This window comes from Streptomyces sp. NPDC006551 (assembly GCF_040611675.1).
Classification (GTDB): domain Bacteria; phylum Actinomycetota; class Actinomycetes; order Streptomycetales; family Streptomycetaceae; genus Streptomyces.
The window spans coordinates 1-24,921 of record NZ_JBEXOT010000049.1 but is presented as its reverse complement, the minus strand read 5'-3'; the positions used below and the strand labels follow the sequence as shown (position 1 = coordinate 24,921).

The 24,921-nt window shown below is 68.1% G+C and carries 13 protein-coding genes and 3 pseudogenes; 11 read left to right on the top strand and 5 right to left on the bottom strand.

The window, feature by feature from the left end:
• The first annotated feature begins 282 nt into the window (after positions 1 to 282).
• The 3 genes from ABZY12_RS29710 to ABZY12_RS29700 all read left to right on the top strand — a co-directional run bounded on the left by ABZY12_RS29710 (position 283) and on the right by ABZY12_RS29700 (position 11,252).
• Positions 283 to 3,951, top strand: a complete 3,669-nt coding sequence (locus ABZY12_RS29710; RefSeq protein WP_356895685.1) for a LamG domain-containing protein — start codon at positions 283 to 285, stop codon at positions 3,949 to 3,951.
• Positions 3,952 to 4,087: 136 nt separating this feature from the next.
• Positions 4,088 to 10,984 carry a polymorphic toxin-type HINT domain-containing protein gene (locus tag ABZY12_RS29705; protein WP_356895683.1) on the top strand — a complete coding sequence of 2,299 codons (6,897 nt, stop codon included), beginning with the start codon at positions 4,088 to 4,090 and terminating at the stop codon, positions 10,982 to 10,984.
• A gap of 10 nt (positions 10,985 to 10,994) precedes the next feature.
• A complete protein-coding gene (locus ABZY12_RS29700) occupies positions 10,995 to 11,252 on the top strand; it encodes a MafI family immunity protein (RefSeq protein ID WP_356895681.1) in 258 nt (85 codons plus the stop codon).
• Between the two features lie 148 nt (positions 11,253 to 11,400).
• On the opposite strand, the pseudogene ABZY12_RS29695 reads toward ABZY12_RS29700, so the two are convergent.
• The 3 genes and pseudogenes from ABZY12_RS29695 to ABZY12_RS29685 all read right to left on the bottom strand — a co-directional run bounded on the left by ABZY12_RS29695 (position 11,401) and on the right by ABZY12_RS29685 (position 14,135).
• Positions 11,401 to 12,698, bottom strand: a pseudogene (locus ABZY12_RS29695) (site-specific integrase).
• Positions 12,698 to 12,847, bottom strand: coding sequence for a helix-turn-helix domain-containing protein (locus ABZY12_RS29690; RefSeq protein ID WP_356895726.1), 150 nt, complete (start codon positions 12,845 to 12,847; stop codon positions 12,698 to 12,700). The pseudogene ABZY12_RS29695 and the gene ABZY12_RS29690 overlap by 1 nt, the downstream one beginning before the upstream one ends.
• Before the next feature lie 28 nt (positions 12,848 to 12,875).
• A pseudogene (locus ABZY12_RS29685) lies at positions 12,876 to 14,135 on the bottom strand (replication initiator).
• A 211-nt stretch (positions 14,136 to 14,346) separates the two neighbouring features.
• Between ABZY12_RS29685 and ABZY12_RS29680 the strand changes: the two are divergent.
• Positions 14,347 to 14,526 carry a MafI family immunity protein gene (locus ABZY12_RS29680; protein ID WP_356895679.1) on the top strand — a complete coding sequence of 60 codons (180 nt, stop codon included), beginning with the start codon at positions 14,347 to 14,349 and terminating at the stop codon, positions 14,524 to 14,526.
• Here the strand turns inward: ABZY12_RS29680 and ABZY12_RS29675 are convergent.
• A pseudogene (locus ABZY12_RS29675) lies at positions 14,503 to 15,174 on the bottom strand (tyrosine-type recombinase/integrase); the annotation flags it as partial. The gene ABZY12_RS29680 and the pseudogene ABZY12_RS29675 overlap by 24 nt on opposite strands.
• Before the next feature lie 1,706 nt (positions 15,175 to 16,880).
• Here ABZY12_RS29675 and ABZY12_RS29670 point away from each other — a divergent pair.
• From ABZY12_RS29670 to ABZY12_RS29660, 3 genes are read left to right on the top strand one after another with little or no spacing between them, the layout of a single operon-like run.
• Entirely contained in the window at positions 16,881 to 17,735 is an 855-nt protein-coding gene (locus ABZY12_RS29670; RefSeq protein ID WP_356895677.1) for a MaoC/PaaZ C-terminal domain-containing protein, read from the top strand.
• A gap of 22 nt (positions 17,736 to 17,757) precedes the next feature.
• Positions 17,758 to 18,834, top strand: coding sequence for a Zn-dependent alcohol dehydrogenase (locus ABZY12_RS29665; protein ID WP_356895675.1), 1,077 nt, complete (start codon positions 17,758 to 17,760; stop codon positions 18,832 to 18,834).
• Positions 18,835 to 18,849: 15 nt separating this feature from the next.
• A complete protein-coding gene (locus ABZY12_RS29660) occupies positions 18,850 to 19,791 on the top strand; it encodes a 3-oxoacyl-ACP reductase (RefSeq protein WP_356895673.1) in 942 nt (313 codons plus the stop codon).
• A gap of 249 nt (positions 19,792 to 20,040) precedes the next feature.
• Here the strand turns inward: ABZY12_RS29660 and ABZY12_RS29655 are convergent, their stop codons facing one another.
• Positions 20,041 to 21,192 (bottom strand): hypothetical protein, encoded by a 1,152-nt coding sequence (locus ABZY12_RS29655; protein WP_356895671.1) that lies wholly within the window; start codon positions 21,190 to 21,192, stop codon positions 20,041 to 20,043.
• Between the two features lie 244 nt (positions 21,193 to 21,436).
• Between ABZY12_RS29655 and ABZY12_RS29650 the strand changes: the two genes are divergently transcribed.
• The 4 genes from ABZY12_RS29650 to ABZY12_RS29635 form a co-directional block, all read left to right on the top strand.
• Positions 21,437 to 22,474, top strand: a complete 1,038-nt coding sequence (locus ABZY12_RS29650) for an iron-siderophore ABC transporter substrate-binding protein (protein ID WP_356895669.1) — start codon at positions 21,437 to 21,439, stop codon at positions 22,472 to 22,474.
• A gap of 130 nt (positions 22,475 to 22,604) precedes the next feature.
• Positions 22,605 to 23,420, top strand: a complete 816-nt coding sequence (locus tag ABZY12_RS29645; protein WP_356895667.1) for a Nif3-like dinuclear metal center hexameric protein — start codon at positions 22,605 to 22,607, stop codon at positions 23,418 to 23,420.
• Positions 23,417 to 24,160 (top strand): C4-type zinc ribbon domain-containing protein, encoded by a 744-nt coding sequence (locus ABZY12_RS29640; RefSeq protein WP_356895724.1) that lies wholly within the window; start codon positions 23,417 to 23,419, stop codon positions 24,158 to 24,160. Before ABZY12_RS29645 ends, ABZY12_RS29640 begins: the two co-directional genes overlap by 4 nt.
• A partial coding sequence (locus ABZY12_RS29635; protein WP_356895665.1) for a reverse transcriptase-like protein occupies positions 24,160 to 24,921 on the top strand: 762 nt, incomplete at its 3' end. The genes ABZY12_RS29640 and ABZY12_RS29635, both read left to right, overlap by 1 nt.

The window sequence follows — 24,921 nt, the reverse complement described above, 5'->3', positions numbered from 1 at the left end:
CCGGGTGAGGTGACGCTTTATGGCGTACGTCAGTCGTGAGGGTGGTTGGTCGGTCTCGCGTGGTGAACCGTGGCGAGGACCGCTACAGGTGGTGATGCTTACGTGGCCGAGGTGATGCATGTGCGGTTCAGATGTATCGCCCTATGCCCGTATTTGCGGGGTGAGTTGTGTCCTCCGCAAGAGGCCAAAGGTCCTTGACGTTGCATGGAGCCATGTCGTTAGGTGACTTGCCTACTGTGAACTTTGCGTTAAACAGGGGTGGGAATCGTGAGGAAACGGTGGGTGATTCAGCGTGCTCAGGGCACGGTGATCGCCCTGTCAGCTTTGACGATGGCATTGGGGGCTCCGGCTCCGGCCGCGCAGGCCGCCGTCCCGACGGTCGATTCGCCGGTACTTGACGAAGCACACCGCGCGCTGGAGCAGGCCAAGGATTCGGGCCAGCGTGTCGAAGTCGCGGGAGAGCGCTCGGAGCGTACGAGTGTCTTCGCGAATCCCGACGGATTCACCTTCACTCTGGAGCAGCACACGGTTCCCGTGCGTGTGGCGAAGCCCGGCGGCGGCTGGCAGGTTCCCGACGCCACGCTGGAGAAGCGTGCCGACGGGACCGTCGGCCCGAAGGCCGCATCCGCGGAGATGTCCTTCTCCGGCGGGGCCGACAATGACTCGCTGGTCAAGATCGCCCACCATGGGCGGTCTCTTGAGCTGGACTGGAAGGGAGACCTCCCCGCACCGGAGGTCGACGGGGCCAGCGCGGTGTACCGCGATGTGCTGCCGGATGTCGACTTGAAGGTGACGGCAACGGCCGAGAGCTTCCAGCAGGTGCTGGTGGTCAAGACGCCAGAGGCGGCGGCGAATCCGGCGCTCAAGGAGCTCACCTTCGAGCTCAAGACGGACGGACTGACCGTTCAGGAGGGTGCGGCGGGCAACTTGGCCGCCGTCGACGGCAGCGGGACCACTGTCTTCCGAGCGCCGCCCGCACGGATGTGGGACTCGGCGGGGAAGCCTGCCGATGAGTCCGGGCTGGCTCCGCAGCTTGGGCGGAAGGCCATGATGGCGGACGAGGGGCAGCCGATACCCGCTGACCCTTCTGAGCAGGCTGCATCTGGAACCGGGTTGGAGCCCGGCCAGGGCGACAACGTCTCCCGCATGGACATCGAGGTCACCAAAGACGCCCTGTCGATCGTGCCAGACGCCGAGATGCTGAGCAGCACCCCCACGGACGCGTACCCGGTGTTCATCGACCCGACTGTGACCTGGGGCGAGTCGGAGCGAACTCTCCTGCGCTCGGATGGCTACGAGTCCTACGGCTGGGGCAACGGCAGTGACGGCAACGGTCAAGGCGTGGGCAAGTGCGGCTCGTGGAACGGCTACTACTGCGGTCCTGGGTACGTGCAGCGGCTCTACTTCGAGTTCGTGCCCGACAGCCTCAAGGGCAAGCGGGTCCTGGACGCTACGTTCGCGGTGACGGAGCCGTGGGCCTTCCAGTGTGACCCACGCTGGGTCGACCTGGTCCGCACCGACAACATCTCCTCCGCTACGACCTGGGCCACGCGGCCCAAGGAACTGGACTGGATGGTCGACCGGTATGTCTCGGCGGGCCGCGGTTCGGAGTGCGACCCGAACTCCCCTGACGCTCCCATCGAGTTCAATGACAATCCGGAGGAGACGAACGAGAACCTCACGCCCACCGTGCGAGACTTCGCCGCCGGCAAGTTCTCGCGGCTCACGCTGGAGATCCGGGCGAATGACGAGACCGACACGTCCGCCTGGAAGCGGTTCAAGAACGACGCGGTCCTGCGCGTGCAGTACGTCGCCTACCCGGCGAAGCCGACCAACGTCGGCATCGTGAGCGGCTCTAACCATGTGTGTGACACCAACGCTGCGGCCCCGACCGTTGTCTCCGACCCCACGCCCGCGCTGACGTCGACGCCGCAGACCTCGGCCGGCGGTGAGGCCGGGGCCCGGCTGCACGCCTGGTTCCGCATCGAGGAGCAGGCCATCGACGGCACTTGGTCCGGCTCGGGCATCGCCAGCCCCACTGGTACCAACTTCGTCGGCGACAACACGAAGGTGACGACCTCCTGGCCGACCACCCTTGTCGAGGGCTCTCTGTACCGCTACGCGTCCCTGACTCAGGTCTTCGACGACGCGGGCAAGTACGTGCAGTCCTCCGGCTACACCAGTTGGTGCTACTTCAAGGTCGATCCCTCGGCTCCGAAGGCGCCCACGGTCACCTTCAGTAGCCCGTACAAGCCATGCCTCCCGAACGACTGTCCCGCGGCCGGTGCTCCCGGAGTGCCTGGCGGATTCACCTTCACTCCCGCGGCCGGGGACACCATCAGGGCATACCAGTACCGGCTTTCGAGTTTGATTTGGTCAACGCCGCTGTCCGGCTCCACCGTGACCGCGACCATCACGCCGCCCAGGTCCGGCACATTCAAGCTCGAAGTCCAAGCGCAGGACACCCTGGGCCGCTGGGGCGCTCCCCAGCCAGTTGAGTTCGTGGTCGCGACCGGTGCGGATCCCGTCGGGCGCTGGAACTTCGCCGAGGACACGGGCGCCGCGCTCGACAGTGCACCGGCCAGCGGTGCGTCCGACGCCACCCTGACGGGTGAGGTGTCCCGTGACGACCGTGGTCGCCGGGGCCTGATCACGCACGATCAGGACGGTATCGAGCTGTTGCCGGAAAACCAGGTGACGGACAAGGGCCTCTCCCTCAACGGCACCAACGGCTACGCCTCCACCGCGGGCCCGGTCGTGCAGACCGGCTCCTCGTACACCGTCTCCGCCTGGGTTCGCCTGGAGGACGGCACCCGCACCAACACGGCGCTCGGCCAGGACGGCACCATGGCCGGCGGCTACTACAGTGCCTTCTACCTCGGATACCGCGCGGACTCCAAGACCTGGGAGCTGCGCACCTCGCCGAAGGACGCCACGGACGGCGACATCAGCAACCAGATCATCAAGGCGAAGCGGCCCGCCGCCGTCGGTGTCTGGACGCACCTGGCCGCCGTCTACGACGCCTCGGTCAACCAGATCAAGCTGTATGTCAACGGTGAGCTCCAGGGCACCCGCGCCGTTGCCCCGTCGTGGACGTCCACAGGCAAGTTCCAGATCGGCCGTGTCTGGTGGCGTGGCGCGTACTACGACTACTGGAAGGGCTCGATCGACGAGGTTGCCGCGTGGCAGCGCGCGCTGATCGACTCCGAGATCGCCGACGAGGCCCGGGCGACGCTGCCCGGAGGCTTCAACGCGGCGGAAATGGTGGCGCACTGGTCGACTTCGGGCGCCTCGGGTACCACCGTCTCAGACACCACTTCCGGCTACGGCCGGGCGCTCACCTTGTCCAATGGTGCCGCCGTGGCCGGTGAGGCGTTCGAGTTCGACGGCGTCAACGACGAGGCCGCCACGAAATCTCCGCTGGTCGATGACACCGGCTCGTTCACGGTGTCTACGCGGATTGCGCTGGACCGGGACAAGATCCTTTCCAAGGGTGTCGGCTACATCGGCCAGGTCCTCGGACAGCGGACGGCCGACGGCTCGGCATGGGGCCTGTGGTACCAGGTTGAGGGCACCGAAACCGTATTCGACGACAGCTCTCCTTCGGGGGAGGCGACCGTCCCGGTCGGCTACTGGCACTTCGGCCGACTGAACGCCGACGGCACCTTCACCTCCGTGAAGTCGGACTTGGCGGCAGCTCTCGGCTCCGGCGTCCGCTTGACCGGCGTCTTCGATGCCCAGGACGGAAAGATCGCGCTCCGCGTGGGCACGACGCTCAACGGCGAGGCGAAGACCTTCACGGCCCAGCTCGGCACCGGTGAGTTCGCGATCGGCAAGGGACTCACCGCCGGAACCTGGAAGCACTTCCTGCCGGTACGGGTCACGGACGTACGGGTCTGGTCGGGTGCCATGAACAACGAGACCCAGATCGAGACGCTGGTCGGCTCCTGATCCGGCACAGCCCGGAGCGAGTAAGGCGGCACCGCTTCCGCGGTGCCGCCCGCTCCTTCTCCGGGCCAGGAGGCGAGCGTCGAACCGGCGTCAGCACACACATGTCACAAGGATGGGGATATCTGTGAAACTTGGCATGAGTAGTTACGGCGCATGGCGAGGGGAGGACCGCCGCAGGCGCCGTCGAGCGCTCGTGGTGCTGCCGCTCGCCCTGGCCCTGTCGATACCGATCGGGCTCACACCCGTCGCCGCTGATGGAGCGGGCGGTCTGGGCCGACCGGATCTGCCCGAACAGCGGGTCACCAAGGTCAGGCCAGTCACTGGTCAGGGCGCGAAGCAAGCCCGTGAGCAGGTGGCCGAGGATCTGCGAGACAACGCGGCCCAAGCCCTGCGCGCCCGCGCCGAGCAGCGGCGGGCCTCCTGGCCGAAGGCCGGCACCGCCGACCTGACGCTCACGGCCAGTGCGACGAAGGCTGCCCCTGGCGGCCTCCCGGTCGCCGTGACTCCCCTGAACGCCAAGAACGGTCTCGCGACCGGGACGGACACGACCTTCACCGTCCTGGACCAAGGGACGGCCGACCGCCTCGGCATCACTGGCGTTGTGCTGACGGCCGAGGCCGAGACCGCCGGAACGGCCGAGGTGAGCGTCGACTACGGCGCGTTCGCCTCTGCGGTCGGCGGCGGATGGTCGGGCCGCCTCCGACTTGTGCAGCTCCCGGCGTGCTCCCTGACCACGCCGCAGAAGGCCGAGTGCCGCACCCCGACGCCGCTCGCCTCGCGCAACGACGCGAAGGAGCAGACCGTCACCGCCCGGGTGACCGTCGCGGAGTCCGACAGCGGCCCCACGACCCAGCTCGGCGCGGAAAGCTCCGGCGCGACGGTGATGGCGCTGACCGCCTCGGGCAGCGGCGGCTCCTCGCCGAAGGGCACCGGTGACTACAGTGCGACGCCGCTGTCGGCGTCGTCCTCGTGGGCCGCGGGAGCCAGCTCGGGCTCGTTCACCTGGTCTTACGGTTTCACCCTGCCGCCCGCCGCGGCCGGCCCGGCTCCGGCGCTGGGCCTCTCGTACGACTCGGGCAGCATCGACGGGCGTACGGCGACGACGAACAACCAGGGCACCTCAGTCGGTGAGGGCTTCTCCCTCACCGAGTCGTACATCGAGCGCTCCTACGGCAGCTGTGACGACGACGGCCACACCGACGTCTTCGACCGTTGCTGGAAGTACGACAACGCCCGGCTTGTGCTCAACGGAAAATCCTCTCGCCTGGTGAAGACGTCCACAGCCGATGTATGGAAGCTGGAAAACGACGACGCCTCCAAGGTGATCCGCTCCACCGGTGCCGAGAACGGTGACAACGACGGTGAGCACTGGACCGTCCTCTCGGGCGACGGCACCAAGTACGTCTTCGGCCTTGACAAGCTCGACGGCGCCACCACGCAGCGCACCAACTCCACCTGGACCGTCCCGGTCTTCGGCGACGACTCCGGTGAGCCGGGGTACAGCGCGGGCACCGCGTTCGCCGACCGGTCCGTCACACAGGCGTGGCGGTGGAACCTCGACTACGTCGAGGACACCCGTGGCAACGCCGCGACGTACTGGTACACCCAGGAGAAGAACCACTACAAGAAGAACAAGGCCACGAAGGCGGACGCCGAGTACGTGCGCGGTGGCTACCTGACGGAGGTGAAGTACGGCCTGCGGCAGAACGCCGTGTTCACCGACACGGCCGACGCGAAGGTGACTTTCGGCTACACCGAGCGGTGCACGGCCACGGACTGCACCTCGCTCACGAAGGAGACGTCCGACAACTGGCCGGACGTCCCGTTCGACGCGATCTGCGCCAAGGACTCCACTGAGTGCCTGTCGCAGTCACCGTCGTTCTTCACGCGTAAGCGCCTGACCGGCATCGACACCTTCTCGTGGAACAAGACGGCCACCACGTACGACCCTGTGGACTCCTGGGACTTCACCCAGGCGTATCTGGACGGCGGCGACATCGGTGACACGTCCGACCACACACTCACCCTGAAGTCGATCAAGCGGACGGCAAAGGCAGGGAAGACCCCGGTCGCGACGGATCCGGTCGTGTTCACGTACCACATGCGTCCGAACCGCGTGGACGGCACGGACGACATCCTGCCGCTGTCCCGGCCGCGTATTTCCACCGTCACTTCGGAGACCGGCGCGATCACCACGGTGACGACGTCCTCGGCGGAGTGCGTGCGCAGCCAGGTTCTTGGCGCTGCTGAGGACACCAACACGCGCAACTGCTATCCGCAGTACTGGAACATCAACGGGGCCTCCGAGGCGTCGGTCGACTGGTTCCACAAGTACCGCGTCCTCGGCGTGACCACGTCCGACCCTGCGGGCCGGAACGACGTGGTCGAGAACGAGTACGTCTACAGCGGGGCAGCCTGGCACTACAACGACGACCCGTTCACGCCGACGGCCGAGCGGACCTGGTCCGACTGGCGCGGCTACCGCGAGGTCACCGTCTACAAGGGTGCGCAGAAGACCGGGGTTCCCCGTTCCAAGACCGTCTCGCTCTACATGCAGGGCATGAACGGCGACAAGAACAAGGACGGCACCACCAAAGCAAGGACCGTGGCTCCGCTGGCTCAGCCGTCGGTCGGCATCGCCACTCTGACCGACAGCAACGAGTACGCCGGGACACTGCGAGAACAGGTCGTCTACAACGGCACCGTACCCATCTCCGTCACGGCGAATGAGCCTTGGTCCCAGGAGACCGCGCGGCAGACCGACGTGCCGAGTGCCGGCGACCACGTAGCCCGCTATGTGCGTACCGAGCAGGCCACGACCTACACCTACCTCACTGCCTCCGATACGTGGCGGCGCCGAGCAGTCCAGACGACGTTCGACAGTTACGGGATGCCGAGTAAGGTCTACGACTCGGGTGACTATTCCAAGACTGGTGACGAGACGTGCAGTGAGACTTGGTACGCCCGCAACGACACCGTTGGACTCACCAACCTGGTGTCGCGTGTGCGTACGGTCGGGTTGGGCTGCGGTTTCACCGAGGCGGATCTGAAGCTGGCGAACGCCGACGGCACCCGGGGCAACGTTCTCTCCGACACGGCCATGGCATACGACAACCTCGGCGAGTGGTCGGCGTCCATGACGCCCACCAAGGGCCTGGCCACCTGGACCGGTCGCGCCGCCGCCTATCTGACCGCGGGCACCGTCGACTGGGACAAGACCGCCGACACAGCGTACGACGCCCTCGGCCGTCCGACGAAGGTAACGAACGCGAACGGCAAGGGGACGACCACCGCGTACACGCCGGCCGACTCCTCGGGCCCGCTGACGAGGACCGTCACCACCAATGCCGCGACCCACCAGGTGAACACCTACCTGGACCCGCGCCGAGGCAACCCGCTGCGCACGTACGACGCCAACCTCAAGAAGACGGAGCTCGCTTATGACGCGCTGGGCCGACTGACGGACGTCTGGCTTCCCAACCGCAGCAGCAGCACTCAGTCGCCCAACACGCGATTCGTGTACTTCCTCAGCAACACCAAGCAGTCCTGGGTAGCGACGTCGACTCTGAAGGCCGACGGCGAGACGTACAACACCGGCTACACAATCTACGACGCCCTGCTCCGTCCGCTCCAGACGCAGTCCCCGACCGCGCAGGGCGGGCGTCTCCTTACAGACACACGCTACGACAGCCGGGGACTCGCCTACGAGACGTACGCGGACATCTTCGACAGCGCGGCCACACCCAACGGAACTTACGCGCGCGCCGAGTACGGCGGGGCGCCGAAGCAGACCGAGACCGTCTACGACGGCGCCGAGCGCCCGACAGACACCAGTCTGTACATCCTCGGCGTGAAGAAGTGGACGACCAACACCACATACACCGGTGACTCCACCGCCACGACCGCCCTGGAGGGTGGCTCGGCCACCCGGACGATCGTCGACGCCCGCGGCCGGACCACGGAGACCCGCGAGTACGCGGGCGCCAGCCCGGCGGACGCTCAGTACGGAGCGACCCTGAGCGCCTCGTACACCTCGACGAAGTTCTGGCACACCCTGGACGGCAAGCAGACAAAGATCACCGGCCCTGACGGTGCCGCCTGGTCGTACACCTACGACCGGTTCGGCCGTCAGAAGGCCGCCGTGGACCCTGACAAGGGCACGACGGCCACCGACTACGACTTGCTTGACCGCCCGACCAAGACGACGACCGGCGGCAAGACGATCCTGACGTCGTACGACGATATCGACCGCCCGGTCAACACCTGGTCCGGCACGCAGTCGGACACCACGCTCCTGACGAACCGTACGTATGACATGGTCTTGAAGGGGTTGCCCTACGCCGCCACCCGCTATGTCGGCGGGAAGGCGGGAGACGCGTATATCAAGACCGTCACCGCGTACGACGTACTCAGCCGTCCCACCACCACGGAGCTGACGCTCCCGGCAGGGGATGACCTGACTGCGTCGGTGCCGAACGGCAAGCTGACGTACACCACGGCGTACCGCATCGATGGCACGGTGGGCAGCATCAGAGAGCCGTCACTCGGCGGTCTGCCAGCCGAGATCATCGAGTACGGTTACGGCTCTGTCGGTCAGCTCACGTCCATGAACGGTCTGACGGGCTACCTGCAGAACGCCGACTATTCGGCCCTCGGCCAGGTCCAGCAGCTGACGCTGGGCAAGGGCGGTACTGGTGACCACAACGTTTATGTCACCAACACGTACGAGACCGGTACGGGACGTCTGACGAACAGCAACGTCACGGACCAGACGCACCCGTACATGCTCCAGGCCCTCTCCTACACCTTCGACCAGGCCGGCAACGTCACGTCGATCGCCGACCCGACGATCCTCGGAGGCACCGGCAAGGCCGAGACTCAGTGCTTCACCTACGATGGCCACCGCCGTCTGCTAGAGGCCTGGACACCCACGTCCCAGAACTGTGGTGACACTCGAGCAGCCAGCACCCTGAGCGGTCCCGCCCCGTACTGGACGTCGTACACCTACAACACGGCCGGCCAGCGCAAGACGGAGACCCAGCACCTCGTCGCGGGTGACACCACGACGACGTACTGCTACGACCCGGCCAGCCAGCCGCACGCCCTCCGCTACACCACGCCCCGCACTGAGTGCGGCACCACAGCCCCCCAGACCACAGACAAGGTCTACGACTACGACGCGGCCGGCAACACAACCAAGCGCCCGGGCGCTACGGGCCAGCAAGTCCTGACCTGGTCAGACGAGGGCCGGCTCTCCAAGCTGACGGAGAACGGCAAGTCCACGGACTACCTCTACGACGCCGACGGCATCCTGCTCGTCCGCCACACCCAGGACGGCGAGCGCATCTTGTACGCGGGCCTCACCGAGCTCCACCGCCGTGCCAACGGCACAACCTGGGCCCAGCGCAGCTACACGGCCGGTGGCACCCAAATCGCGGTACGCACCAACCAGTCCGGAGCAACCCAACTACTCTTCCTCGCCGGGGACCACCACGGTAGTCAGAGCCTCGCCGTAGGCTCGGACACCGAACAGAAGATCACCAAGCGCTACATGACCCCCTTCGGTTCCGAGCGCGGCGGAGCAATCGGCAGCTGGCCCACAGACAAGGCGTTCCTCAACAAGACAGCCGACAGCACGACGGGCCTGACACACGTTGGTGCCCGCCAGTACGACCCGCTGATTGGCCAGTTCATCAGCGTCGACCCGCTCCTGTCGCCCGACCAGCACCAGTCCCTGAACGGGTACAGCTACGCGAACAACAGCCCGGTTACGCAAAGCGACCCTACCGGTCTGAAAAGCGATGAGTGCGGATCTCTCTACAAGTGCGGTGGTAACCAGGTCATCACGACTAGCACCACCAAGTACCAAGATGTGCAAATCGTTGCCAGGCACTACGAGAAAACGGTGCCTGCTAAAACTCAGGCCACATGGGAGAGTCAAGGTCCTGCTCAGAACGGCAGCTGGGGGAAAGCCTACGAGGTAACGGATTATCGAAACGAGAACTTCGACCACAACTGGTCGACGAATATGTGGGGCGGGGTAGGAGCTTGGGCAACCTCACAGAGCAGTGTTGTCCTTCCCGGTCTCTTCGGTATGGTGCATAACGCGCTCTATGAAGGCTGGATGGCCACCCTCGGCGTCGACGTCAATTCATCGCACTATCAGAACGCGCAGGGATTCCTTGATGGCTTCAGCCTGATTGCGCCCGGAGGCGCAGCAAGTTTCGGAGCAAGGGCAGCGAAGCTTGTAGGTGGCTGTAAGTGCTTCCTCGCCGGCACAGACGTGAAGATGGCGGACGGGTCCACGAAGGACATTGAGGCCGTCAAGCTCGGTGATCAGGTTCTGGCCACCGATCCCGAGACTGGGGAGTCCGGCCCCCGCAAGGTGACGCGTTTGATCGTCACTGAAGACGACAAGCACTTCAACGAACTCAGCATCGAGACCGACGACGGACCTGAAAAGCTCACCGCGACGCACGAGCATCCGTTCTGGTCCCCCTCGAAGCAGGAGTGGGTCGAGGCCCGCCACCTGGCCAAGGGGATGACCCTCCTGACTGACAAGGGCGAAATCGTCCAGATACTGGGAAACCGGGCCTTTGCGCGGCATGCTCGCACGTACAACCTGACCGTAGACGACCTGCACACGTACTATGTGCTGGCGGGCGAGACGCCGGTACTTGTTCACAACAGCAACTGCCCTGGTGTCGGCCGTGATTTGATTGGCGGGCAAGAGCAGTTCCATATCATTCACGGTGACAGAACGGGTGGCGGCCATAAGTGGCCGGGACAGCCTGGGAAGACCGTGTTTCCGCGCGGCTGGGACACTGACAAGATCCTCGACAGCATTGCCGACGTCGCGACCAGTCCCAGCAGCGGTAGGACGCAGCAGACAGGCCGAGCTGGAGCCCTGTACACGAGGAACGGGGATCCGTCGCGGTGGAAGGTTGAAGGAGTAGTGGACGGCGTGAACATCAGGGTCATTTATGAACCAGCAACGGGCCGAGTTGTGACCGGTTTCCCGTACCGGCCCTGATGGAGGTGCAGTGAAAGCTGTAGAGTACGCCGCCAAGATCGAAGATCTGCTAGAGGAATCTCCCATCACTGCGCCTTCGGTCGCAGTCGATGTGCGCGACCTTCTGACGGCCGGAGAGTTCGCCCTAGCTTTCGACACCATGTGCTCATGGATTTATGAGGACGAGTTGTCGATTAGCGAAGAGTATTACGAGCGGCTTGTCCGGCTGTCGGAAGATCTTGGGTCTCACGATCTGATCGCGCGAATGCGTGAGCTGGTAATGGGATAGCTGAGTGTGTTCCCGCCACTTCGATTGGGCCGCGTCGCGATCGTCTGATGTGGGTCGAATCAGAGTGAGCAACCGCAAATCTGAAGCCCCGCCGGGTGCATCCTGGCGGGGCTTTTGCGTGGGGTGACGGCAGTAGTTGACGGCAACGTCAGCGGACGAGGGCGGTGAGCGGAGGCGGATCGTCGCCGTCAGTTCGGCTGGCCTTGATGTTCGTTATGCCGTCGAGCGCGGTGCCGAGGGCGTCTCGCTGGAGGCGGAGTCGGACGTGGGCGTAGACGGTGGCGGTGACGCCGATGTGGGCGTGGCCGAGAAGTTCCTTGATCACGACGAGTTCGACGCCCTGTTCCAGGAGGAGGGTGGCGGTGGAGTGGCGGAGGTCGTGGAAGCGGATGCGGCGGAGGCCGGCCTTGCGGAGGAGTGCGGTGAAGGTGCGGGTGAGGTTGGTCGGGTCGATCGGTCTGCCCTGTGGAGTGGTGAACACGTGCCCGTTGTGCTGCCACGTGGTGCCGGCGGTGTCACGCTCATGCTGCTGCTCTTCGTGGTGAACCTTCAGCGACTGGAGGCAGCGGGCGGGGAGGGCGATGCGGCGTTCGGAGGCCCGGGTCTTGGTGGGCAGCGTGGTGAGGCCGTCTGTTTTGGTGCGCTGGAGTGTGCGGCGGATGGCAGCGGTGCCCCGGTCGAGGTTGAGATCTTCCCAGCGGAGGCCGAGGAGTTCGCCCTTGCGGAGTCCGGTGTGGAGAGCGAGTTCGAACAGGGCGTGCAACCGGTGTTCGTTCGCGGCGTCGAGGAACTGGCGAGCCTCGTCGGCGGTCAGTGGTTCGAAACGTCGGGGGCGAGGGGTGCCGGTGCGGACGTTGCGGGCGACATTGCGTGGGATCTCCTCCTCGCGCACGGCGTGTTCCAGGGCGGACTTGAGGATGGAGTGGATGTAGGCCAGCGTCAGCGGGGAGAGCCGCTTGGAGCAGCAGGCTCCGGTGGCGCAACAGCGGGGCTGGTCGCGGTCGGCGTCGATGCTGCGGGTGCAGCACTGGCAGGTGGTGCGGAGCTGGTTGAGCCAGGTGCGGACGTCCTTGGCGGTGAGCTTGCTGAGCTTCCTTTTGCCCAGGCCGGGGACGAGGTACCGGTTGACGCAGGCGGTGTAGCGGGTGTGGGTGTTCTCGCGGAGGGGTGGATGGCGACGTTCTCCAGCCAGTACGTCAGGTACGCGGCCAGACTGCCCTGCGCGGACCGGATGGGGAGGCCGCGGTTGCTGGTGGCGATCTTCTCGGTCAGTTTGGCGAGCGCTTCCTTGCGGGTGGTGCCGTAGACGCGAATGCGCTTGCGGCTGTTGCTAGGGGCGAGGACGTATCCGGCAGCCTCCCACCGGCTGTCCTTGCGCTGATAGACGGTTCCGTCGCCGTTGGCGCGGACGCGACGGGAGGCAGGGGTGTCGCGAGGTGTGCTCATCAGGCGGCTTCCTCTTCGAGTCGGGTGAGGATGAAGTCGGTGAGGGCGTGGGTGGGGATGCGGCGGGCGCGGCCGAGGGTGATCGAGGCGAGTTGTCCGGAGCGGAGCAGGTCGTAGACGGCGGAGCGGCCGATCTTGAGGCGGGCCATCGCCTCGGGCACGGTGAGCAATTCGTCGTCACGCACCGGCTGTCACTCCCTGTTCGCGTGTCGGGCCGCCGTGGATGAGTGCGGCGAGGCGTTCGAGGTCGGGGGTGAGGCCGGTGCCGTCGTAGGCCCAGTGGGCGATGACGAGGGTGGTCGGGGAGGGCGGAGGGGTGTGGCGGCGGTGCCAGGCGGCTCGGGCGGGCCCGGAGGGCGCCGAGGGTGGTGGAGTAGGCGCGGGTCTTGGTGGAGAAGTGGCCGCGGAAGCCGAGCATGTGGGCCCACTTGCGCAGGTTCAGGTGCTTGAGGTCCTCGCGGGCGCCGAGGGCCCAGGCGGTGCGGATCATCCGGGCGGCGTGCTCGGGTACTGACTCCGACCAGAGATCGGTGATCCTCTTCAGTCGGTGGTCGAGGGTGCCGGTCGCTGCTTCGGTGCCCTTGGTGGCGTACTTGGCGACGTATTCGGCGACCTTGCCCTCGGTGATCGTGGCCCCGTCCTGGAAGGCGGAGGACCGGATGATCCTGGTATCGATCTGCTCGCCGAAGGCGAAGGAGCGAGCGCGGCCGTTGACCTCGGGCCCGTCGATGTGGGCGCGGGTGGCCGCGATGCGGATGGCGTCGGCGAGGAGTTCGGGTGTGGCCCAGGTGGGTGGTGGGGTGTAGGGGCCTGCGGGGCCGTCGAGGCGGATGACGGCGTGGAAGTGGATCGTTCCGCGCTGCTGGTACTCGGCGACCTTGGCGTACGCGACCCGGACGACCTTGGAGAGGAGGCGCTGGGGGATGCTGGCTGCGGCGGCGATGGTGCGGCGCAGGTGGAGCATGAAGCGGGCCCACAGGGCGGGGGCGTGGGCGTTCCACAGCGCGGCACCGGTGTAGTCGTACCGCTCGGGGTCGAGCGGGGTGCCGAGGAGCGGGTCGTCCTTGGTGTGGGTGCGTTCGCAGCGGCAGCGGGCGGAGCCGTTGACGTGTCGCCCGTGGACGGGCCCGTAGGAGGGAGCGGTGAGGGTGGCGAAGACGCGGGGGTGGGTGGCGACCTGGTTGGGGATGGTCTTGCCGCGCGCAGGCCGGCGGCGATGAGCTGGTAGGTGTCCTGACGGTAGAGCTCGGCGCAGGAGGGGCAGCGGGTCGTGCGGCGGTTGCCGCATCGGACCAGGAGGTGTCCGGCGGGAAGTTCCTTGGACTTCAGTTCGCGCAGTATCTCGCCGGTGAAGGCGTCGATCTCGGCGCGGTGGCCTTCGAGCCGGATCGGCTGGGCGCAGCCGAGCGAGGACAGTTGCCGTACCACGCCGAGCAGGTCCCGATAGCCGGTGAACGTGGGCAGCGCGGCCGTGGTCGGTTCGGGGCGGGGGATTGTGGTGGTCGGGGTGTGCGGTGGTATCCGGAGGGGGGCGCCATCTCGCGTGGCGATCACCGGTGTGTATGACGGGGTGGACGTTAAGGTGATTTGCGAGCCGGCCAGTGATCGGATTATCACTGGGCACCCCTACAAGTAGTTGGGTGGCGTGATGCAGGAGCCGCACTATCGGAGCGCAATCGCGGAACTCTTGAATGATTCCCCTATTGCTCGAGGGGAAGTGATCAGGAATGTGCGAGAGTTCCTCATTGTCGGCGAATACGCCTTGGCCTTCGACACGCTCTGTGAGTGGATTTCCCATGTGCAGTTGCTCGCGGTGACGCTTCAGTGAGTGCGGGCAGCTGGCGGGGATAGCGATGCGGCGTTCGGAGGGCCGGGTCTTGGGGGCAGGGTGGTGAGCCCGCCCGCGTTCGTGCGTTGCAGGGTGCGGCGGATGGCGCCGGTGTCGATGGTGAGGCCGATGTCGTCCCAGTGGAGGTCAAGGAGTTCGCCCTTGCGGAGGCCGGCGTGGAGGGCGAGTACCGAACAGCGCGCGCAGCCGGTGATCTCGACTGGCGGCGAGGAGCTGGCGGGCTTCGTCGCTGGTGAGGGGGTCGAATCATCGGGGGCTGAATTTTTCCGATTTGGTCGATATAGATCCTGGCGGGTCAGCGTAACCCGCTGTGAATCAAGGGGGGTGTGCCGGTGCGGACGTTGCGGGCGACGTTGCGCGGGATCTCCTCCTCGCGTACGGCGTGCTCCAGCGCGGACTTGAGTACGGAGTGGATGTAGGTCAGCGTCAGCGGAGAAGGTCGCTTGGAGCAGCACTTGCCGACGGCGCAGCAACGGCGATCGTCTCGCCGGGCGTCGATGCCGCGCGTGCAGCACTAGCAGGTGGTCGGAGGCGGTTGAGCCAGGTGCGGACATCCTTGGCGGTGAGCTTGGTGAGCCTCTTCTTGCCGAGGCCGGGGACCAGGTACCGGTTCACGCAGGCGGTGTAGGGAACCCGTTGACAATGTTGACGCTGGGCTTCCCGATGGGATGCGGTGGAGCGCCACGTTAATGACGCTGCGTAAGATCGGGCAAGTGATGGATCGATGGAAGGCGACCCGGGGAATGCTCTGGCGGGTATCTTCAGTGTCCCGATCTCGTAGGCAATTCCGGAGGGTGGTCTGGCTGCGATTCTGGATTCCTTCAAAGGGATTATCGATTCAGGCGGACCTGAAGGAATCCTGCAGTCCGTGGGTAAACGCTAGCTCGCCCGCAGGTACTGTCGCAGAGTGAGACAGGATGTCCCTTTTTCGTGAACATGTCGGACTGGCGTTCGCCACGCGTGTGACTCGCAGAAGCTGGAACCCTTCATTCCGTGACAGTTCGGTTTCAGCGACGACGCAGCACCTCACCTGGAGCGAGCGCCTTCCTCTGAACTCCTATAACCCTTCTGGGTCGAGTGACAATGTGGCAGGATATGATCGAGCGACCGAGCGTCAGGAACGGAGTGGGAATGTTGGTCCGCTCTAGGTGGTTATCTGCTATTCAGCTGGCTGTGCTGCTGCTTGGGGTGACGTCGTGTACCGGTGAGCAACACGAGCCCTCACTGATCACCGACAGAGACTTGGTGGGTGCGTGGGTGGACAGCTCGGGAGGGAAGATGGTGATCACTGCGCATCACGCCTTCAGCCTTACCTCCGTCGATCTGAAATCAGATGTATATCCGTCATGTCCCAGTGGTGACTCGACGGGGAGTTGGGCGTTCTTCGTCGATGCCGGAGATACTTCCTATTCGAAGACCGAGGCCGCGTCGGGAACTTCGGTCGCTCTGAATTTTCAGAACGAGCCCCTAGACGGGTGCAACATCTCGGTCAACCCCATTGACGGGGGTAAGTCCCTGTGTCTGAGTGACGACCCTGATCGCCTCTGCAGCGTCGGTTTGGTCTTCTCCAGGGAGGAGGGCCCTGGATAGCAGGGCGACCGGAGGGGCTCCGGGTCTCGGCCTGTTGCCTGCCTGCCCCTTCCTGCGCCCCGGTGCGGCCTTGAGTTGCACCGGGGCGGTTCTGCGTAGTGGCACCGGCTGTTCGCCGGCCTTGTTGGTGGTCCGCTCGGGCCGCTGCGGCCAGGGCGCTCCGCAAACGGTCCGTCAGGAGGCTCGGTCAGTCGTCCGCGGCAGCCGCAGCGATGGCCGGGTGGAGGCGACGAGGCCGATGTCGTGGGGTTTATTGCGCTCGTCCCGACATTGCCGGGCATGTGGCGCGCGCCGAGCAGTCACCGTCTGACAGCCCTTCCCAGGGGCGTGTCACGCCGTGGACCCTCCTGTGGGGCCGGAGGGTGCGCGACGGCAGGGGGCCGGACGGTCGCCCGGTTCACGTTGCCCAACACCGGTGTCCGCATCCGCGTGCCACGACCCCCAGCGTGTTGCTGCCGACGTCGCCGCCGAGCGTCGCATCATCGAGGGGCTTCGCACATCCCGTGCCGCTGCTCCCCGCGCTGTCCGGACTGCGAAGCCGATACCTGACATGGCGTCAGGGGGTTCTCAAGTCATTCCCCCTGGGCTATACATGAGGATCACCGACCTAGAACGCGTTCTAGAACGGCGGGCGCGTACGGGACGGTCCCGCACGGCCTCGGTGCGGCCGACGGTGCGGACGGTCGTGCCGAGGTCCTTCCTCTTCACGGATCCTCATCGGATCTCCAAGGAGCAGCATCCCGATGCCCATTGATGCCGCCAAGGCCGTCGCCGCCGAGCCCCGCAGTGCCGAGATCGTCTGGGACCACAAGGACGTCCAGCTCTACCACCTCGGCCTCGGGGCGGGAATCCCCGCCACGGACCCCGACGAACTCCGCTACACCCTCGAATCGAAGCTCCACGTCCTGCCCAGCTTCGCCACCGTCGCCGGCGCCGGAATGGGCATCGTCGGCGGGCTCTCCGCGCCCGGCGTCGACGTGAACCTCGCCGCCGTCCTGCACGGCGGGCAGGCGATCACCCTCCACCGCCCCATCCCCGTCAAGGGCAGGGCCGTCACCACCTCCCGCGTCGCCGCCGTCCACGACAAGGGCAAGGCCGCCGTTCTCGTCCTGCGCGCCGAGGCCGCGGACGACGACGGCCCCCTGTGGACCAGCGACGCCCAGATCTTCGTCCGGGGGGAGGGCGGCTGGGGCGGCGACCGAGGCCCCTCCGAGCGGGTCGAACTGCCCGACCGCGCGCCCGACAGGACCGTGGAACGTGCCGTACGGGAGGACCAGGCGCTGCTGTACCGCCTGTCGGGCGACTGGAACCCGCTGCACGCCGACCCCGAGTTCGCCAAGCTGGCCGGCTTCGACCGGCCGATCCTGCACGGACTCTGCTCGTACGGCATGACCCTCAAGGCGGTGGTCGACACGGTGCTCGGCGGGGACGTCACCCGGGTCCGCTCGTACCGCACGCGCTTCACCGGGGTCGTCTTCCCCGGCGAGACACTGCGCGTCCGCATGTGGACCGGGGACGGCCGCGTCCAGGTGTCGGTCACCGCCGTGGAGCGGGAGGACGCCCCGGTCCTGGCCGACACGATCGTCGAACACTCGTAGCCATCCCGAAGGGAGCCGCACCATGCGCGCAGCCGTGCTGCACGAGATCGGCCAGGACGAACTCGAGGTCCTCGACGACGTCGAGGCGGTGGGCTTCGGCCCCGGCAAGGTGCGGATCCGGGTGCGGGCCACCGGTCTGTGCCACTCCGACGTCTCCGCCATGAGCGGCGTGCTCCCACAGCCCGCTCCGTTCATCCCCGGGCACGAGGGTGCCGGCGAGATCACCGACATCGGCGACGGGGTGACCGGCCTGGCCGAGGGGCAGCGGGTCCTGCTGTGCTGGCTGCCGGCCTGTGGCGGCTGCCCCGCCTGCAAGCGCGGCCAGACCCAGCTGTGCCTGGCCGGGTTCATGAACGCCGGCACCCCCAACTTCCGCCGGCCCGGCGGGGACGTCTTCGGCTTCGCCGGGACGGGGACCTTCACGGAGGAGGTCGTCGTCGACGCGGGCTGCGCCGTCCCCATCCCCGACGACGTGCCCTTCGACATCGCCGCGCTCATCGGCTGCGGCGTGACGACGGGCCTGGGCGCGGCCATCAACACGGCGAAGGTGGAGGCCGGTTCGTCGGTCGCCGTCATCGGCTGCGGCGGCGTCGGCGTCTCCGCGATCCAGGGCGCCAAGCTCCAGGGCGCCGCCCAGATCGTCGCCGTCGACCCGGTCGAGTCCCGCCGCGAGGCGGCCCTGCGTTTCGGTGCGACCGAGGCGGTCTCCCCCGACGCGCTCGCCGACGCCAAGCAGCGGATCACGGCGGGCGAGGGTTTCGACTACGTCTTCGAGGTCGTCGGCAGGTCCGCGACCGCGCGGACGGCGTACGAGACGACCCGGCGCGGCGGCACGCTGTGCGTGGTCGGCGCGGGCGCCCTCGACGACCACCTCCAGCTCAACATGTTCGAGCTGTTCTTCGACGAGAAGCGGATCCTGCCGTCGATGTACGGCGGCGGCGACGTCATGCGTTCGTACGAGCGGGCCATCGCGCTGTGGCGGGCGGGCCGGATCGACCTGGAGTCGCTGATCACCCACCGGGTGCCGCTCTCCGGGATCAACGAGGCGCTGGAGCAGATGCGTACGGGTGTGGCGCTGCGTACCTGCGTCGAGATCTGAGAGGACTTCCACGAGATGTCACTCCCTCTTGAGGGCCTGTCCGCGATCGTGACCGGTGCCGGGCGGGGCCTGGGCCGGGCCGAGGCGCTGGAACTGGCCCGTCTGGGCGCCGCCGTCGTCGTCAACGACTACGGCCAGGCGGGCCGCGACGGCTCCGGCGCCGCCTCGGCCGCCCCGGCCGAGGAGGTCGCCGAGGAGATCCGCGCGGCGGGCGGCCGGGCGGTCCCGCACCTGGGCGACGTCGCCGACTTCGAGACCGCGCGGGGGCTGGTCGACCTGGCGGTGCGCGAGTTCGGGAAGCTCGACGTCCTGGTCAACAACGCGGGAATCCTGCGGGACCGGATGGTCTTCTCGATGAGCGAGGACGAGTGGGACTCGGTGATACGGGTCCATCTCAAGGGCCACTTCAACACGACGCATTTCGCGGCGGTGCACTGGCGGGGCCGGGCGAAGGCGGGGGAGAGCGGTGTGTACGGCCGCATCGTGAACACCTCGTCGGAGGCGTTCCTCGCGGGCTCGGCGGGACAGCCGAACTACGCGGCGGCGAAGGGCGGGATCGTGGGCCTGACGACGTCGACGGCGCTGGCGCTGGCGAAGTACGGCGTCACGGCGAACGCCATCTGCCCGCGGGCGCGGACCCGGATGACGGAGGACGTCTTCGCGGGCTTCGCCGAGCCGGGCGCGGGGGAGCTGGACCCGCTGGCGCCGGAGCATGTGGCGCCCCTGGTCGGCTATCTGGCCTCTCCGGCGGCGAGCGGTGTGAACGGCCAACTGCTCGTCGTGCACGGCGGAATGGTCGCGATCGTGGACCGCCCCAAGGTCGCGGCGAAGTTCGACACGACGAAGGACGCGTTCACGTACGAGGAACTGGACGGGCTGCTGACCCCGCACTACGCGGGCCGTCCGGCGGGGGAGACGTTCGCGGCGACGGAGGTGCTGGGCCTGAGGAAGGGCTGAGAAACGGACTCGTCGGCGCGCGGGCCGGGAAACGCACGGGCCCCGGGGGTCTCCCGGGGCCCGTGCGGTGTCACCGCGCTTGCGGGTCGCGACGGTGGCGGCCGTGCGGGGAGGACGTGGAGTCCTCCTCCGCCGGCGCCGCCTCGCCGCGATGCCTTCCGGAGCCGTGCGGCTCCGACCCGTCCGTGCGTGCTTCCGACATGCTGGAACTCACCCCGTGCTGATCGCTGTTGTACTGCGAGCGAAAGTCTAGGGGGTCACTCTGCGGTCGGTGAGGGGTGCCTCTTGCAGTGGGACCGGTCGGCACACGGCCGGCGCCGGGGGTGCGGCTTCCGCTTGCCGCGCCGGTTGCTGCTCCGGCTCCGGCTCCTGGTCGGGCGGTACCTCCAGGTCCGCGAGGCCGCACGGCGCCTCCGGGGTCGCGTACGGCAGCCGCAGCACCCCGTGCGGCGTCCAGAGACCGGAACCCGCCAGCCACCCCGCCGGCGCCGCCACCTGGTGCATCCGGCGTCCCGAGGGGCGCCACATCCCCACCCAGCTCCCCGCCGCCGCGTCGATCCGCAGCGCCACCGAGCAGTGCTCCGGCAGCAGCACCTGCCCCGGCTGGACCGCGAACGGCGTCACCGCCGCGTCGTCGAGGCGCAGACACTCCGGGAAGCGGATCGGCAGCCGGCTGCCGAGCACACCCCACCCCAGCCGCTCGTGCCCCGGCGACGGCGCGTCGGAACGGATCAGCAGCAGCCCGCTGTCCGGGTCCGCCATCAGCAGCCGGTCGTCGCTCTCCTCTGTGATCTGGAGCAACGGTGTCGTCTCTCCGCCCCGCTCCAGATCGACCGCCACCGCCTTCACCGGGCCGCCGTCCAGCCGCCGGTCGAGGGCGAGCATCCGGCCCGTACGGTCCAGCCAGACCCCGCCCGTACAGCGTCCCTTGACCTCCGCGACCTGCTCGGGGCCGAACGCCCCGCCCGCCACCAGCCACAGCGAGGTCGTGTCCGGGCCGACGCACATCGCGTACGCGCAGATGCCGTCCGGCGACGGCGGCAGCAGCGTGAGCTCCCCGGACGGCTCGACGGACTCGACCGCCCCTAGCGGCAGTTGCCCCGTCCCGGGGCCCGTCGGGTACAACAGCGAGAACGTGTGCCGACGGCCGTCCACCCGCCGCCCGATCAGCACCCGCCCGTCCGCCAGCGGCAGCAGCCGGGCACCGGGGTCCTCGGGCTGGTCGAGCGGGAGCGGTACGGCGTACGGCTCCGGCCCGTCCAGCGTCCACCGCTCCGCGTACAGCGCGTCCCCGGCGCCCGCGAGCCGCGCCGCGTACGCCCCGTTCGCCGTGATCGTGAACCCCGTCGGCCACACCGCGCCGCCGTCCTCCGCCGCGGTCTCGATGGCACAGGCTGTCATCGACTCGTCACCTCCGGCCACCGAAGCTAGTTTTCGCACTTCCAGCCGAACAACACGAGCCATGTCACTTCACACATAAGGGTGGCCATGTCGCGATTCGGCTGAGATGAGGGGGCCGGTTGTGCTGGAGGAATGGCGGATGCGTAAAGTAAGGCGACCCTAAGTGGAGTGAGTGGCTCCGGGTACGGAACCTCCGTGCCGGTCGACGAGCCGCCGTCCCCGTACCCGTACAGGAGCACCTCTCATGTCCCTCCGCCGCCGCGGCACAGCCGCCGCCGTCGCCCTCGCCGCCGCGCTCTCCCTCGCGGCCTGCGGAAGCGGTGACGGCTCCTCGGACAGTGCCGAGAAGGAGGACGGCGGCAAGAAGAAGGACGTCGCCGTCGGCGGCAAGGACTTCGGCGACGCCGCCGCCAAGACCGCCGCCCTGGGTACGGACGCCAAGCCGGGCCAGTTCCCGCGCACCCTCACCCACGCCCTCGGCACGACCGAGATCAAGGCCGCCCCCAAGCGGGTCGTCGTCCTCGACGTCGGCGAGCTCGACAACGTCGTCTCGCTCGGCGTCAAGCCGGTCGGCTACGCCCCCGCCGAGGGCGACGACGGCATCCCGGGGTACCTCGCGAAGGACGCCGGCGCCCCCAAGTCCGTCGGCACCATCAACAACCTCAACCTCGAGGCGATCGCCAACCTGCAGCCGGACCTGATCCTCGGCAGCCAGTTGCGCGCCGCGGACAAGTACGACGAGCTCTCGAAGATCGCCCCCACCGTCTTCTCCATCCGCCCCGGCTTCACCTGGAAGGAGAACTACCTCCTCAACGCCGCGGCCCTGGACAGGACCGCCGACGCGAAGGCGAAGCTCGCCGCCTACGAGACCAAGGCCAAGCGGCTCGGCACGGACGTCGGCCCGAACAAGCCGACCATCTCGATGGTCCGCTACCTCCCCGGCAAGATCCGCCTCTACGCCAAGGCGTCCTTCATCGGCACGATCCTCGAGGACGCGGGCCTGCCCCGGCCCGAGAACCAGCGGATCGACGACCTCGCCGCCGAGATCAGCCCGGAGAAGATCGACCAGGCCGACGCCGACTGGATCTTCACCGGCGTCTACGGCGACCCGAAGGCCACCAAGCGCGACACCGCCCAGGCCAACCCGCTGTGGAAGAACCTCAAGGCGGTCAAGGCCGGCCAGGCCAAGGACGTCCCGGACGAGACCTGGTACCTCGGCCTCGGCGTGACGGCGGCGAACAGCGTCCTCGACGACCTGCGCGCCGACCTCGTGAAGAAGTAGCCCCGGAGCGGGCGGGAAGGGTCCGGTGACCGGGCGGCGCGGGCCCCGGACCGCGCCTTGCCGGCCAAGCGGAATCATCCCTGCCCACAGGCAGGGCGGTGGGGCACGGAGGACAGGTAGCCTTTCCTCCGTGCCCCGTCTGTCTGAAGTCATCGCCGAGCTCGACGCACTCTGGCCGCCCGACCGGGCCGAGCAGTGGGACGCCGTCGGCACGGTCTGCGGCGACCCCGACGCCGAGGTCACCCGTGTCCTGTTCGCCGTCGACCCCGTCCAGGAGATCGCCGACGAGGCGATCGAGCTGGGCGCCGACCTGATCGTCACCCACCACCCGCTCTATCTGCGCGGTACGACGACGGTCGCGGCCTCCCACTTCAAGGGCCGGGTCGTGCACGGCCTGATCAAGCACGACATCGCCCTGCACGTGGCGCACACCAACGCCGACACCGCCGACCCCGGCGTTTCCGACGCCCTCGCCGGCGCCCTCGACCTGCGGGTCATCGGCCCGCTGGTCCCCGAGAACAACCTCGGCCGGATCTGCGAGCTCACCCACCCCGAGACGCTCGGCGAGTTCGCCGCCCGCGCCGCGAAGCGGCTCCCCGCCACCGCGCAGGGCGTCCGCGTCGCCGGAGACCCCGCCATGATCGTGCGCCGGGTCGCCGTCAGCGGCGGCTCGGGCGACAGCCTCTTCGACGCCGTACGAGCCGCGGGCGTGGACGCGTTCCTCACCGCGGACCTGCGCCACCACCCGGTGTCCGAGGCGACCCAGCACTCCCCGCTGGGCCTGGTCGACGCCGCCCACTGGGCCACCGAGTGGCCCTGGTGCGAGCAGGCCGCCGCCCAGCTCGACGAGATTTCCGACCGCCACGGCTGGGACCTCCGCGTCCACGTCTCGAAGACGGTCACCGACCCATGGTCCTCCCACCACACTTCTGGAGCCCCCAACTGAACGCCGCGCCCGCCGACCAGATCCGACTCCTCGACCTCCAGGCCCTGGACGTTCGTCTCCAGCAGCTCGCCCACAAGCGCAGGTCCCTGCCCGAGCACGCCGAGATCGAGTCGCTGAACAAGGACCTCACCCAGCTGCGCGATCTGCTCGTCGCCGCGCAGACGGAGGAGAGCGACTGCGCCCGCGAGCAGACCAAGGCGGAGCAGGACGTCGACCAGGTGCGCCAGCGCGCCGCGCGGGACCAGCAGCGCCTGGACTCCGGCGCCGTCTCCTCGCCGAAGGACCTGGAGAGCCTCCAGCGGGAGATCGCCTCCCTCGCCAAGCGCCAGGGCGACCTCGAGGACATCGTCCTGGAGGTCATGGAGCGCCGCGAGTCCGCGCAGGAGCGGGTCGCCGAGCTGACCGAGCGCGCCTCCGCCGTCCAGACCAAGGCCGACGACGCCACCGCCCGGCGCGACGCCGCCCAGGCCGAGCTGGACAGCGAGGCCGCGTCCGTCGGCAAGGAGCGCGAGCTGGCGGCCGGGACGATCCCCGCCGACCTGCTGAAGCTGTACGAGAAGCTGCGCGAGCAGCAGGGCGGGGTCGGCGCCGCGCGCCTGTACCAGCGCAAGTGCGAGGGCTGCCACATCGAGCTGAACATCACCGAGCTGAACGAGGTCCGCGCGGCCGCGGCCGACACGGTGGTGCGGTGCGAGAACTGCCGCCGGATCCTCGTCCGTACGTCGGAGTCCGGCCTGTAATGACGCCTGTGAGGGAACTGATCGTCGAGGCCGACGGGGGCTCCCGGGGCAACCCGGGTCCCGCCGGTTACGGTGCCGTGGTCCTCGACCCGGTGACGGGCGAGACGCTCGCCGAGGCGGCCGCGTACATCGGCGTGGCCACGAACAACGTCGCCGAGTACAAGGGCCTGATCGCAGGCCTGAAAGCGGCGCGCGAGCTGTTCCCCGACGCGCTGGTCCATGCCCGGATGGACTCCAAGCTGGTCGTCGAGCAGATGTCCGGCCGCTGGAAGATCAAGCATCCCGACATGAAGCCGCTCGCGGCGGAGGCGGGCCGGGTCTTCCCGGCGGGCCGCGTCCGCTACGAATGGATCCCGCGCGAGCAGAACAAGCACGCGGACCGGCTCGCGAACGAGGCGATGGACGCGGGCAAGCGGGGCAGGCAGTGGGAGCCCACGGCCTCCTCGGCCGCCCTGGACGCGGCCGCCGCCCGCAACGCGGCGACGCCGCCCCCGTCGGGCCCGCCCGGCGACGCGACGGCGGGCGCGGCCCGCGCCCGGGCCGCCCTCGCGGGCGGTGCCGCGGTGGGCCTGGGCGCCGGTACGGGCGGCGGCGCGGTCGCCCCGTCCGCCGACGGGCTCTTCGCCGCCGACGAGGCGATCGCGGCCCAGGCCCGCGCCTCGCTCGCAGCGGCCGGCACCGCCGAGCGCGACGCCACCGGCGGTACCGTCGAGCCGCCGGCCAAGCGCACCTTCCAGGCCATCGACCACTGCGTCGGCAAC